We start from the raw sequence: 14,788 nt of genomic DNA, 5'->3' as shown, positions 1-14,788 counted from the left end.
AATAAATCATAAAATAACCTTCTTTTATCACAAATAGCTATAACACAACAACTAATCGTATAAATTTAAAAAATTAAACGTAGCATGATTTTTTTTATATAGCTTTGTTTAAAGTATTGATAATTAACGCCTCAACCCTAATTGTTCAATGGACATTTTCCTTTCTATTAAAGGTATCTTAGTAAAAGATGAAATTTTTAATTTCGTTTTTTCTGAGTTCAACAACACCCAACACCTTCGTTTAAAATTTATTGATTATGCTTTCGCAGGCGTCCATTATCGCTATGGCTCAAACCTCGAAGACAATTTCGCTGCTCAAATCAAACAATTATTAACATAAAACACAATTTATTATGGATGAATATCTAGGAATGATCAAAGCTTTTGCTGGGACTTTTGTACCAAGAGGTTACCTGGGCTGCAATGGCCAATTGATCTCTATTCAACAAAACTCAGCCCTTTATGCGCTGTTAGGCACTACTTATGGTGGAGACGGACAAAATACTTTTGGTCTTCCAGACCTTAGAGGCCGAGCGATGATTGGAACAGGTCAAGGGACAGGTTTACCTACTAACCACATACTTGGGGAGAAGATAGGTTCAGAGACTGCTACGATTACCATCAACAACATGCCTTCACACAACCATCTTGCTGCTTCAACACTAACTTTGAAAGTGAGTGATCAAGAAGCAGATGTGCCTGTACCAACTGCGGGTAACGCTTTAGCCGCAATTATTGATGGAAATGCAACGCCAATCTTAGGGTACACGACTAATGTACCAACTATTCCTCTTGGCGGAGGTACTGTAGCCACAACTGTTGGACTAACCGGAGGTAGTGTACCCATATCAATTGCACAGCCAACACTTGCGATCAACTATGTTATATGTACTGAAGGTGGCTTCCCAAGCAGAAACTAAATTCTAATTTTTTGAATTAACGCTCTCAATCTTATGAAAAAAATAAATTTCCTTAACGCGCTCATATTTATGATCATTTGTTTTTGCTGCCTTTCAGCAAAAACAAGTCATGCACAATTGACACCTGGCGATATCGCCATTGTTGGTGTGAACGGCGATACCCGACCAGCTCCTGTAACACCTTTCACAGGAACAATCGCTTTGGTTGCTCTGGTGGATATTCCTTCCGGAACCATCATCAAAATTACCGATTACACCTACAACGGAACTGTCTTTGGAGCAAGCAGCTCAGATGGACTCCTCACCTGGACCGTCAGTCAGATGGTTCCGAAGGGCACAGTTTTTTCGATTTCCTTTACCAATAGCGTAGCCACCCCAGTAATTCAACCTTCCACATACGGAACAGTAACTAAAATTGGTTGGACAAATGCAGGTATTCGACCTATTAGTGACATCAGCGGAGATAGCTGGTTAGTTTATACCACAAATCCAGACAACAGCTTTAATTTCATTTATGGATTTTTAAATACGAATTATACATCACCTGCCATACCCGGCGTTGATACTTCAACCGGCTGGACATTACCTGGGAATACCCCATCAAACCAATCTTCTGTGCTTCCAACACAATTGATCGGAACAAAAGCCTATAACACATTGGTCACTTATTCAGGTGGGCCTGATTTAAGCAGACATTTCAATTCTTATAATTTTACTTTTACAGGATCAAAAGATGACCTGCTGAATAACATAAAAACACCTGCAAACTGGGCCAGTACGAATACTCAGACTAATGCAAAAGATCTTATCCCAGGAACCTCTGGCGGTGCATTTTCTGGTTCACAACCGATTTACACCATTACTGAAGGACCAACAGTAGCCAGCGTAACTTCAACTGCAAGCGGCATTAAGAAAATCGGAGACATTATTCCTATCGTCATCAATTTCAGTGAAAATGTTACGGTGAACACCACGGGAGGAATACCACAATTAACACTCAATACCACTCCTACTTCTTATGCTAACTATGTTTCAGGAAGCTCAACCAGCAGCTTAACATTTAACTATACCGTGGGAACTGGACAAACAAGTCCGGATCTCAATTATGCAGCTCCCAATGCTCTAAGCCTGCAAGCCGGAACCATAAAAAGTGCAACCAATTTTGACGCCATACTAACCTTACCCGCAACCTCCTCTCCGAATTCGCTTGGTGGAAGTTCCAATATTATTGTGGATGGAATTGTTCCAACTGTTTCCTCCGTAACAGGAGTAACATCAAATGGCAGTTATCGCGCCGGACAAACCATTGACATCAATGTAAATTTCTCTGAAGCCATCACAGTAACAGGTACGCCAACACTTACCCTCAACACGATAACAGCAGGAACAGCCAGCTACATTTCTGGAACTGGCACTTCCAGCTTAACATTCCGATATACGGTTGGGGCAAATCAGAATAGCGCCGACCTAGACTATGCCGCAACAAGCTCGCTTGCTTTAGCAGGAGGAACGCTCAAAGACGCTGCAGGTAATAATGCAACACTCAGCCTCGCTACACCAGGGGCAGCAGGATCTTTAGGTGCTAATTCCAACATTATCATAGACACAACCATCCCAACGGTTACTGGCGTAAGCAGTACAAATGGGACTTATAATATAGGATCAACGATCCCAATACAAATTGCTTTTACAGAAAACATAATTGTTACTGGTACGCCACAACTGGCTTTAAATGTTGGCCTCCCTGCTGGGAATGCCACTTATGCCAGCGGAAGCGGAACATCAACACTAACCTTTAATTACCTGGTCGCTGAAGGTCAAAGCACTGCTGATCTCGACTATACTGGCACAACGGCACTTTCTTTAAATGGAGGAACCCTTAAAGATGCCGCAGGAAATGATGCCACTTTAACATTAGCAAGTCCTGGCAGCGCTGGCTCCCTGGCTGCAAATTCAAACCTGGTAGTGAATGGGACTCGCCCAACGGTAGCTAGCATTGTTAGAACAGGCGGAGCCGCAGCACTTACTAAGGCTAATACAGTGAATTTTACGGTTACCTTTTCTGAAGCAGTAACTGGTGTGGATTTAGGAGATTTCGGCATAATTTCTACAGGCAGTTTAGTCGCTCCTGGCCTATCGGGCCTTACTGGATCAGGAACTACTTATACCGTAACCGTTACCACAGGAATTACAAATGGAACTGGCACCCTACGCCTGGACTTAAGTAGTTCAGGTACTGGAATCACTGGAGCTTCAGGCAATACCATTTTAGTCGGATATACCAGTGGTGAAACCTATAATGTGGATAGGACCACTCCTACAATTTCGACGCGTACCATTGCTTCGAACAATAGCAATACTCAAATCGCAAAAACAGGAGATGTGGTGACACTTTCCCTGACTGCATCCGAAGTACTCAACCTTCCAGTAGTGACCATCAACGGAAACCCTGCGACAGTCACTAACCCATCTGGTTCTATTTATAACGCAACCTACACCGTAACTGCTACTGATCCGGAAGGCCAGATGACATTTACAGTTAATTTTAGCGATCTGGCTGGAAATATAGGTACACAAGTTACTACAACCACTAACTCCAGTAAGGTTGTGGTGGATAATATTCCAACCACGATTACCTCAGTAAGTAGTTCAGCAACTGATGGACCTCATGGTCTTGGCGCAATCCTTCCCATCTCGGTTACTTTCTCAGAGCCTGTAACTGTAACAGGTACACCAATTCTTGCCTTAAATTCAGGTGGCTCTGCAAATTATATAGGTGGTACCGGATCAACTACCCTAGGCTTCAGTTATACCGTGTCTTCCGGTCAAAACAGTACACAGCTGGATTATTCCAGCAGCGCTGCATTAACTTTAAATGGAGGTACAATTAGTGATCAGAATGCCATTGCCGCTCCACTTACCCTTCCTGCTCCAGGAGGAGTAGGCTCTTTGGCAAATGGCAGAAGCATTGTTGTCAACGGTCGAACGCCAACTGCACTAAGCATCAATAGAAAAACGCCAACAACGCAATCAACCAATGCCAGTTCAGTAGAATACGAGATCACCTTTTCTGAGTCCGTAACCGGAGTAGATGTCTCAGATTTTCAAATGGTTCCCGGCTCCGCCGCAGGAACTGCCATTAGCTCAGTTGTCGGATCAGGAGCAACCTATACCATTACATTAACCACAGGCGTAAATAATGGTCCATTTGCTATTAATTTAAGAAATTCTGGTACTGGAATTGCCAACTTGGTTTCAAATCCCATTCTAACAGGATTTGGACCAAGTCAAATCTATACCATTGACAGAACATCACCAACTATTAATACGGCAACGATACAGTCCAATCATGCAGGCAGTGGAGCTCTCGCCAAACCTGGGGATATCATTACGCTCAACTTTACCGCTTCTGAAGTGATTAATACTCCTGTAGTTACCATCAGTGGAAATTCTGCTACGGTTCAAAATACAACCGGAAATACTTGGGTAGCTACTTATACCATGCTATCTACAGACAATGATGGTGTAATTCCTTTCAACATCAGTTATTCTGATATTGCCGGAAATGCGGGTACAGCCAGAACGACAACAAGCAATGCTTCTGCGGTAACTTACGACAAAACTCCACCAACATTAAGCGCAGTAACTATTGTATCCGATAATATTACCAATCCTGCAATTGCAAAACCTGGCGATGTAGTTACCTTGAGATTTACTGCTTCAGAGACCGTTTTAACGCCAGTTGTAGTTATAGCAGGCGCTACTTTAACAGTGCTGCCAACTGCGTCGCCTAACAGCTACATGGCCTTTTATACCATCGATTCCAGTCTGCCGGAAGGAGAAATTCCTTTTACCATCAATTTCAGAGATCAGGTAGGAAATATGGGAACCACAGTGACTACCGTAACCACTGGATCAATGGTGACGCTGGATAAAACTGTTCCTACCATTAGCAATGTGAGCATCAGCAGTAACAACCCAAATCCAGCATTGGCGAAACCTAATGACCAGGTGACTTTAACTTTTACCGCCTCCGAAGCCATTCAGGCTGGAGTTCTGATTGATGGTTTGGCCGCAACCAGCCTATCAAACGTCGGGAACGTATATACTGCCACAAAAATCCTGACCACTGCGAACACAGAAGGGTTAGTGAGCTTTAGTATCGGATTTACAGATTTAGCTGGAAATGCAGGTGTTAGCTTGAGCACAACCAATGATGCTTCTACGGTTACATTTGATAAAACACTTCCAGTTGCGCCGAATTTTCTGGGGGTAACACCTGGAGATAAAGAAAACAACGTGTTGTGGTTTTTAAATGCTGACTATGCGAAGTATGAATTGATTGGCGGAACTCCTTTAGCTTTGGGTAATAATGTCCTGACTACCGTTCTTGCGGCGAATGCCACGAATCCAATGAGCTTCACACATACTGGGCTGACGAATTTAACTACTTATTACTATGCGCTTCGGGTAACTGATGCTGCAGGGAATGTAAACACCAGTTATACGGCGACTGGAACACCACTAAATGCACAAACCATTACTTTTGATCAGCCGGCAGCCGCAGAATATGGCAGTTCATTTACCATCAATGCCACCAGCAGTTCAGGTTTACCTGTTACTTTTACCTCCAATGAGCCTGCTCTTGCTACAATTTCAGGCAATACAGTTACCGTTGTAGGTGTAAACAACCTGCAATCGGTTTCTATTATTGCCACTCAAGCTGGTAATGGGACTTATTCTTATGCTCCACCGGTCATCCGATTATTGCAGATCAAACCAAAACCGGTTACGGTAACAGCTACAGCACAGACAAAAGTGTTTGGCGATCTAGACCCAGCCATAGCTGCCCCAATCATTAGTCCAGCGCTTGTAGGCACTGATGTCAGTACAGGAACCCTAAAAAGAGTAGTTGGCGAGAATGCAGGAAACTATGAAATCCAGCAAAACACCTTCAGTTTAGATCAGTATAAATATGCGATTACCTATGCTCCTGCCGATTTTACCATCAGCAAGAAACCAGTAACCATCACACCGCAGCTTGCTTATGCTAAGACCTATGGACAGGCTGATCCATCATTTGCCTACAACTTTACACCATTGGTATCCCCAGATGTCATCACAGGAGATTTGGCAAGAGTAGCAGGTGAAAATGTGGGTACTTATAATTTCGATTTAGGAACGCTTAGTGCAGGTGCCAATTACAATCTGGTATTAAGTCCACTTCCCCAATTTACGATCAATAAGTCGGTGATTACCGTTACACCAATCACCGCGAGTATCCAATATGGCGATGCGGAACCTGTGATTAATTACAACCATACCCCTGCACTTAAAACCGGGGATGTTTTCACTGGAGCCTTAGCCAGAGTAGCTGGAAATACGCCAAACAATTACCTGATCACTCAAGGTACCCTGGCGCTAAGTAACAATTACACCCTGAATTTCAGTCCGACTCCAGTAAACTTTGTGGTACTGAAGAAAGACATCAGCATTACCCCTACTGCTGGTCAGAGCAAAATATATGGAGATGCAGATGGCACAATCAATTATACGGCAAGTCCGGCTTTATTAAATGGTGATACTTTTAGCGGTGCTTTAAACAGAGCTCCAGGTACAGCGGTGAACAATTATCTCATTGGACTTGGAACGCTGACCACCAGCAATCCACAAAATTATAACCTGCAGCTAGGTACTGAAAATTATGCCATTACCAAGAAAGCGATCCAGGTAACTGCTACAGCAGTAAGCCAGGTTTACGGTGATGCAGATCCAGTGTCTTTACCTTATACGTTATCTGCTCCACTACCAAATGGTGATGTGTTTAGCGGAAAATTGGATAGAACAGCGGGAACTGATGTTGGAACTTATCCGATTAATTTAGGAAACCTGGCATTAAGTACTGTTAATTACGACTTGTCATTTGTCCCGGCAAACCTGAGCATTACGCCGAAAGAAATTACGATTACTGCGGTAAGCGGAACTAAAACTTATGGTGACGCTGATCCTATATTTGGATATACTGGCAGTTCGGCATTAGTTAGCGGAAACTCGTATAGCGGTAAACTCGGCAGAGCTGCCGGAGAAAATGTTGGCAGCTATGCTTTGTCGCTGGGAGATCTGACAGTAAATAACAATTACACCTTGACCTTAAATCCTGGTGCGACGCTTCAGATCAACAAAAAAGACATCGACGTGCTTGCCGATGCGAAATCTAAGATTTACGGTGGTACCGATCCAGAGCTGACTTATACTTCCAATCCAGCATTGGTTAGCGGTGATACTTTTACGGGTGCACTTTCCCGTGCCCCAGGTGAAAATGTAAACACCTATGTGATTGGAAAAGGAAATCTTGCTTTAAGTTCAAACTATAACCTGAATTATACCCCTGCAAATTTCAATATTGGCTTGCAAACCATCAATGTAACCGCTATTGCTAAAAACAAAGTGTATGGCGAAGCTGACCCAGCATTAGAATATTCATTTACTCCGGCATTAGAATCTGGTGATGCTTTTACTGGCGCCCTATCCCGTGCCCCAGGTGAAAATGTAAACACCTATGTCATTGGAAAAGGAGATCTTGCTTTAAGTTCAAACTATACCCTGAACTATACACCTGCCAATTTAACGATCGGTTTGAAAACCATCGAAGTAACGGCGAAAGCTAAAAGCAAAGTGTATGGCGAAGCAGACCCAGCTTTGGATTACGACTTTAGTCCGGCATTAAAATCTGGTGATACCTTTACAGGCGCATTGTCACGTGCCCCAGGTGAAAATGTAAATACCTATGTCATTGGAAAAGGAGATCTTGCTTTAAATGCAAACTATACCTTGAATTATACCCCTGCTAATTTAACCATTGGCCTGAAAACTATTAATGTTACCGCGAAGGCGAAAAACAAAGTTTATGGTGAATCAGATCCGGCACTGGATTACGACTTTAGTCCGGCGTTAAGACTTGGTGATACCTTCACTGGCGCACTATCCCGCGCAGCTGGTGAAGCAGTAAACACTTACGTCATCGGAAAAGGAAACCTGGCTTTAAATTCAAACTATATCCTGAATTATACACCTGCCAATTTAACGATCGGCAAAAAAACCATTAATGTAACCGCGCAGGCGAAAACTAAAGTTTATGGTCAGGCAGATCCTGCATTCGACTACGATGTAGTTCCTGCATTGCAAACTGGCGATCTCATCAGCGGTGCATTATCCAGAACCGCGGGAACGCATGTGGGTAACTATGAAATCGGACAAGGAAACCTGAGCCTTAATGCAAATTACACGCTTGCTTATACCCCGGCAAATCTGTCGATTACAGCTAAACCAATAGCCATTCAGATTAATTCGAATAGCAAAACTTATGGCGCCTCAGATCCGCAGCTCAGTTATACTGCTCCGCCATTGGAAAGTGGTGATGTAGTTACCGGTACACCTACCAGAGCTCCAGGGGAAAACAAAGGAAATTATGTGATTTCTAAAGGCAGCCTTGCTTTAAGTACAGATTATATTCCGACTTATAATGAAGGTGTTTTCTCCATTAACCCAGCTCCATTAACCATTACCGCAGATGCACAAACGAAATTTGTGGGTACTGCAAATCCAACGTTTACTGGAACCTATACTGGTTTTGTAAATGGAGATGATGTGTCGGCGCTGACAAACAAAGGAACATTTACTTCAGTGGCTACGATCAACAGTCCGATTGGAACTTACCCGATTGTGCCTTCAGGTGCAGTAGGCTCGAACTACGTGATTACAAATGTAAATGGTGTACTGACTGTAAAAGCAGGAGCACCAACAAATGTATTGCTGGCAGCAACCACGCTTTATGAAAACCAAGCCGCAGGAGCTAAAGCCGGTACTTTAAGCAGTACTGCTGATGATCCAAATGCCACCTTTACTTATAGTTTAGTGAGCGGAACCGGCGATACTGATAATGCTGTATTCCGCATTGCCGGTGATCAGCTGTTAACCGCAGCAAGCCTGGATTATGAAAACAAAAAAGTATACAGTGTAAAAGTTAGAAGTACTACCCAACATGGTTTCTCTCTTGACAAAACATTCAGCATTAACCTGAGCGATGTCAATGAAATCCCGACATTGGATGCGATTGCCAGCAAAACTATTTGCTATACAACAACTGGTCAGACTATTGATTTGACAGGTATCAGTGCTGGTCCGGAATCCGGACAAAACACTACCGTTACCGCATCCGGCAGCAACGCTGCATTGTTACAAAGCTTAACAATAACACCTGGCTCTGGCGGCAAAGCTATCCTCAGCTACCGTGTTAAAGCCGGTGCTTCAGGCACCAGTACGATCACCGTTACCGTAAAAGACGATGGCGGAACCGACAATGGTGGTGTAGATACCTATAGCAGAACGTTTGTATTGACCGTAAATCCGCTTCCTGTAATTGCGATTAACGCGAACATTGGCAGCAACAACAATAACAGCAGCACAGATGTGAGCAAAGGCGAAACGGTAGTCTTGACTGCCAGCGGAGGCAGCACTTATGTTTGGGCAGTTCACAACAGCATTATTAGCGGTCAGACCAGTGCTAACCTTATGGTTAGACCTAGAGAAACGACTACTTATACGGTTACCGTAACCAATGCCAGTGGCTGTTCTGAGCAGAAAAGCTTTACCGTGAATGTATTGGACGACTTGGTGAAGATCAAAGCCACCAATATTTTAACGCCTAACGGTGATGGTTACAACGACAAATGGATCATTGAAAACATTGACTTCTACCCTAATAATGAAGTGAAAATCTTCGATAAAGCAGGTAGAATGGTCTATGGTAAGCGGAGCTATGACAACAGCTGGGACGGAATGCTGAATGGCATGCCGCTGGCTGAAGGTACCTATTACTATGTCATCGACTTCGGTAAAGACAGACCGAAATTCAAAGGATTTATCACCATTGTAAGAGAGAACTAATGAACGCTTTAACTTTCAATTTCACCGACTCAAACATCCTCAAGATGAACAAAATTTATAAATATGGCTTAGGTCTGCTGATGGTTTTCACCATCGGCAACACTGCCAAAGCACAGCTGAATCCTTTAGCCGCACAATATTATACCAATCAGTACCTGATCAATCCAGCCATGGCCGGAGCTGACCAAGGGTTGAGATTTAATGCCGCTTATCGTAAATTATGGAGCAATGTACCAGGATCTCCACTGACTCAGAATATTACTGCCGACTACGGTTTTAATAAAGTGGGTCTGGGCTTGAATGTGTACAATGAAAGCGCGGGGCTGCAAAGACAAACGCGGGTAGTAGGTACTTATGCCTATCACCTGAAAATGAACAACGAGGACAATCAGCTTCATTTCGGGGTGTCGATCGGTTTTATGAGTCAGCGATTAGAAAACAGTGATATTTATGGCAATCCAAATGATCCAGGAGTTGGTCAGTATAACGACCGAAAAACTTACCTGGACGGTGATTTTGGAGCGGCTTACACCACCAAGAAACTGACGGTTCAGGCTTCCATTCCCAATCTGAAAAGTGTGTTAAAAAAGGATGTGATTAAGCTGGCCGATGTCTCTACTTTTTATGCTGCTGCAAGTTACCGCCTGAATTTATCTGAAGGAGAAAATGGTTTCGACCTGGAGCCAAAAGTAGCCTATAGAGGGGTTCAAGGTTATGATAACATCTGGGATGCCGGTGCACAGCTGGAAATTGCGAACAAACAGGTATTCCTGACCGCACTTTACCACAGCACAGAAAATGCAACTTTTGGCTTAGGAATGGACTTTAGAAAGAAATACCTGATCTCCGGGAACTATACCACGCAGACTTCGGCATTGAGCAAGTATACCAATGGTAGTTTTGAGCTCAACCTCAGACTGAACCTTGGTAAATAAGCCTATATTGTGCTGTTCAGCATGAATTAAACGTACATTTAAACTTAATCAAACAGGAGATTTTTTAATCTCCTGTTTTGCGTCCACTAATCTTGAAGCTATGCCGCTAACGCACCTCAAATTTAACATCGACTACAACCGGCTGCAGCTCCAGCAGGAATTGAACTATTGTTTGGAACAGGAATGGCCAATGCATTTCAATACGAACGATTTTAATGGAGACTGGCGAAGTATTTCACTCCGTTCGGCTTCCGGTAAAAGTCAGGATATTTATGCCCATGGCGGCAGTTATCAGGATACTCCATTGCTGCAGGCATTGCCTTACATCAACAGCATTGTGAACTCCTGGCGCTGTGAAAAGGAATCCATCCGATTGCTGGCCCTCGCCCCTGGAAGCATCATTAAACCACACAAAGATCCTGGCTGCAGTTATATGGAAGGGAGTTTCAGGATTCATATTCCTGTAGTGACCAACCCCGGCGTTCATTTTATGATCAACGACCAGCGCTTGCAATTGAAAGCAGGGGAATGCTGGTACCTGGATTTTAATGAGTCGCACAGCATTGTCAATGAAGGGGAGGAAACAAGGGTTCACCTGATTATGGATGGGATCAGGAATGCCTGGACCGATGAGCTGTTCAGAGATCATGGTTTTCCTATCCATGAGGTTTCTAAAGGCCCTTCTTATGATGAAGCGACTAAACTGCTGATCATCGCCGAACTGGAGCGCCTTGATACCGATACCGCAAGAAGTGTGATCCAAAAACTAAGAGATAGTGGAGCACATGAAGCCTGATTTATTTTTAACAAATTGGGTACCCTACCAGCTGTTTCGTTCTGAAGAAGAAGATCAATGGATATTGAATTGGATGGACCTGGAAGATCGCAAGATGATGGAGCCTTTTTTTGATGATACCATTGGAATCTGCCGCTTTAGAAGAAGAGAAAAAAAACGATTGCCCAGTGTCAGTTCTCCGGAATTTCTGCTGGAAGCCGCAGCAGGAATTACACATGCCTCCCTCAGTGCTTTTGTATTTCATGTTTCGCGCTGCGGATCTACTTTGCTGAGTCAGGCTTTTGGCGAAGATGATGAAAATATCATCATCGCAGAAGCGCCGCTATTAGATCAGATCCTGAGCGCCACAGACCTCACTGAGGCGGAAAGAAAGCAGTGGTTCATGGCCGCAGTAAAGGTGTTAGGGCAACAGAGAAATAGTGTTGCTACCGCTCAGATCATTAAGCTCGACAGCTGGCACCTGCATTTTTATGACACCTTACGCAGCTGGTATCCAGACACGCCTTTTTTCTTTTTACTGCGCAGACCAGATGAAGTACTCGCCTCTCATGGAAAACAGCCAGGGATACATACGGTTCCGGGAATGGTCAGTAAACAACTCCTTAAAATAGATCCAATGAAGGATTATCGCGGCGATTTCAGACAATTTACAGCCGATGTTTTAAAAGGTTTTTATGAACAGGCCTATCGGATTCAACAGCTGCAGCATCCAAAAAATGCTTTCGCCGATTATGGAGATGGTATCCCCGAAATGATTGATCGGTTTTCCAACTTCGCCAATATCCAGATTAAAGATCGCGAACGTATCAACAATCGCTTAAAATACCATAGTAAATCAACCAAAACAGCTTTCCAGAAAGACCGTGTACCGGAAGCCAAATACCATTATCCGGACTGTATGGAAGCTTATCAACAACTAAAAAAATCAAATGAAAGATTGTAGTTTCAGCAGCCAATTTTACGAAAACCATGAGCTAATAAAAAGAGGAAAGGGGATTCCCCGTGATGCAGTATATCAACATACAGAAGAGATCTGGATGAATATGTATGGCCTTGGTAAATATGAAACTTATGCATTCCTATACCGTGATTGCCGGGATTATGACCATTTTATCGAATGGGCAACAGCATTGAAAGGCGCTGATTTTATAAATCGCGCCAGTCAGGATTTTCAGCAATGGCAGGAAAATAAGGATACTGATCGCCCAGCCGAAAACCATCCGAAGGTATTAACAGCAGAACAACTCCGCTTCTGGGAGGAAAATGGCTACCTCAGAATTCCTCAGGCACTCGAAGCGGAACATTGCGACAAGCTGAAACAACGGATCTGTAAACACCTCAACCTGCACATGGATTATCCGGAAACCTGGTACATTGCACATCCAGACTGGCAAGGGATTATGCTGCAGATGTATCAAAATGAAGATATTGAGGCCGCCAGACAATCTCCAGCAATAAAACAGATTTTTGCGGAGCTTTACCAGACCAATCAGCTGGTAGCCATCCCGGAAAAATTGGGTTACAATCCGCCGCAAAATGAAAATTGGGCACCGCCGCAGACAAAATTACACTGGGACCTGAATATCGACCGCCCAATAGAATTTCATATTCAAGGCATGATTTATCTGAATGAGGTGCCTGAAAACCGTGGTCCGCTGCAGGTAGTTCCAGGATTTCACCTACGCTTCGAAGAATGGATCAAGGATTTTTCGAGCCTGGATAGAGCACATGATTTTCTGCGAATTACCGAAAAATCAGTAACAGTGCCAGGTGGTAAAGGTGATCTGATCCTGTGGCGTAATACTTGTCCGCATGCGGCAAGTCCAAACCTTTCTGAGCTCCCTAGATTTGTACAGTATATCAGCTATAATAAGTTGTAACATGGCAATCCTCATTCAGTTTTGTGGGCTCTCCGGTGCCGGAAAAACAACATTGGCAAATGCGCTGGCAGAAAAATGGCGTGATAAGGGTCGGAAGGTGATGGTGATGGATGGCGACGATTACCGACAGTCGATCTGTAAAGATCTGGGTTTTAGTAAAGCCGACAGACTGGAAAATGTACGCAGAATTAAGGAAGAAGCGAGGCGCATTAGCGCAGAGTATGACCTTGTGCTGCTCTCCATTATCAACCCATTTGAAGAAGGAAGGAAACTGGTGTTTTCAAAAGAAGAGATGGAACTGGTGTGGATTAAATGTAGCCTATCGACATTGAGAGAAAGGGATACGAAAGGGCTGTACTTTAAAGCGCATTTACCAGATGGACACCCGGATAAGATTTATAACCTGACCGGTGTGAATGATGTGTTTGAGGTTCCAGGAGCAGCAGAGTTGGTCATAGAAACGGATGTGTTGGGCTTTGAAGAAAGTTTGGAGTGTTTAAACAGGTATTTGGAAGGGAAGGAATTGGGAAAAAAGAGGCAGGAACTACTCCAAGGCTGAATTATTCCAATGCTCCCTTGAGGGGAGGCATTGAAATCCTTCTAGGCCTTGTCCTAGCCTATCCTCTTTTTTTTTAGCGACCGACGATTGTTAATGCCGAGCTTGTTATGGTTATTCTTTATTAAGCAGCATTAGTTATGGTGGATATGGGGCCTTTTTTTGAGCAACCGACGATTGTTAATGCCGGGCTTGTTATGGTTATTCTTTATTAAGCAGTATGAGTTATGGTGGATATGGAGCCTTTTTTTGAGCAACCGACAATTGTTAATGCCGGGCTTGTTATGGTTATTCTTTATTAAGCAGTATTAGTTATGGTGGATATGGAGCCTTTTTTTGAGCAACCGACAATTGTTAATGCCGAGCTTGTTATGGTCATTCTTTATTAAGCAGTATGAGTTATGGTGGATATGGGGTCTTTTTTTGAGCAACCGACAATTGTTAATGCCGGGCTTGTTATGGTTATTCTTTATTAAGCAGTATGAGTTATGGTGGATATGGAGCCTTTTTTTGAGCAACCGACAATTGTTAATGCCGGGCTTGTTATGGTTATTCTTTATTAAGCAGTATTAGTTATGGTGGATATGGAGCCTTTTTTTGAGCAACCGACAATTGTTAATGCCGAGCTTGTTATGGTCATTCTTTATTAAGCAGTATGAGTTATGGTGGATATGGGGTCTTTTTTTGAGCAACCGACAATTGTTAATGCCGGGCTTGTTATGGTTATTCTTTATTAAGCAGTATGAGTTATGGTG

General features: G+C 43.4%; 7 protein-coding genes. All 7 read left to right on the top strand.

What is annotated here, in order from left to right; genetic code table 11:
• Positions 1 to 353 precede the first annotated feature (353 nt).
• Positions 354 to 920: a phage tail protein gene (locus K7X70_RS02240; RefSeq protein ID WP_222535526.1), complete on the top strand. Its 567-nt coding sequence runs from the start codon at positions 354 to 356 to the stop codon at positions 918 to 920.
• A 33-nt stretch (positions 921 to 953) separates the two neighbouring features.
• Entirely contained in the window at positions 954 to 9,866 is an 8,913-nt protein-coding gene (locus tag K7X70_RS02235; RefSeq protein WP_222535525.1) for an MBG domain-containing protein, read from the top strand.
• A 44-nt stretch (positions 9,867 to 9,910) separates the two neighbouring features.
• The gene (locus tag K7X70_RS02230; protein ID WP_222535524.1) at positions 9,911 to 10,801 is read left to right on the top strand and encodes a PorP/SprF family type IX secretion system membrane protein; all 891 of its coding nucleotides are present in this window, start codon (positions 9,911 to 9,913) and stop codon (positions 10,799 to 10,801) included.
• A 100-nt stretch (positions 10,802 to 10,901) separates the two neighbouring features.
• On the top strand, positions 10,902 to 11,597 hold the full coding sequence (locus tag K7X70_RS02225; protein ID WP_222535523.1) for an aspartyl/asparaginyl beta-hydroxylase domain-containing protein: 696 nt from the start codon (positions 10,902 to 10,904) through the stop codon (positions 11,595 to 11,597).
• A complete protein-coding gene (locus K7X70_RS02220) occupies positions 11,578 to 12,540 on the top strand; it encodes a hypothetical protein (RefSeq protein ID WP_222535522.1) in 963 nt (320 codons plus the stop codon). Before K7X70_RS02225 ends, K7X70_RS02220 begins: the two co-directional genes overlap by 20 nt.
• On the top strand, positions 12,527 to 13,477 hold the full coding sequence (locus K7X70_RS02215) for a phytanoyl-CoA dioxygenase family protein (RefSeq protein ID WP_222535521.1): 951 nt from the start codon (positions 12,527 to 12,529) through the stop codon (positions 13,475 to 13,477). The genes K7X70_RS02220 and K7X70_RS02215 overlap by 14 nt, the downstream gene beginning before the upstream one ends.
• 1 nt (position 13,478) lies before the next feature.
• Positions 13,479 to 14,036, top strand: a complete 558-nt coding sequence (locus K7X70_RS02210; protein WP_222535520.1) for an adenylyl-sulfate kinase — start codon at positions 13,479 to 13,481, stop codon at positions 14,034 to 14,036.
• Positions 14,037 to 14,788 lie beyond the last annotated feature (752 nt).

It is taken from the genome of Pedobacter polysacchareus (assembly GCF_019802255.1).
Classification (GTDB): domain Bacteria; phylum Bacteroidota; class Bacteroidia; order Sphingobacteriales; family Sphingobacteriaceae; genus Pedobacter; species Pedobacter polysacchareus.
Note: the sequence above shows the minus strand (reverse complement) of the source record. Positions and strands in the feature narration are given on the sequence as shown.

What these genes read in the sequence shown, in the direction of transcription:
- K7X70_RS02240 (WP_222535526.1), top strand. Translation starts at nt 354, where the DNA reads ATGGATGAATATCTAGGAATGATCAAAGCTTTTGCTGGGACTTTTGTA.
- K7X70_RS02235 (WP_222535525.1), top strand. Translation starts at nt 954, where the DNA reads ATGAAAAAAATAAATTTCCTTAACGCGCTCATATTTATGATCATTTGT.
- K7X70_RS02230 (WP_222535524.1), top strand. Translation starts at nt 9,911, where the DNA reads ATGAACAAAATTTATAAATATGGCTTAGGTCTGCTGATGGTTTTCACC.
- K7X70_RS02225 (WP_222535523.1), top strand. Translation starts at nt 10,902, where the DNA reads ATGCCGCTAACGCACCTCAAATTTAACATCGACTACAACCGGCTGCAG.
- K7X70_RS02215 (WP_222535521.1), top strand. Translation starts at nt 12,527, where the DNA reads ATGAAAGATTGTAGTTTCAGCAGCCAATTTTACGAAAACCATGAGCTA.
- K7X70_RS02210 (WP_222535520.1), top strand. Translation starts at nt 13,479, where the DNA reads ATGGCAATCCTCATTCAGTTTTGTGGGCTCTCCGGTGCCGGAAAAACA.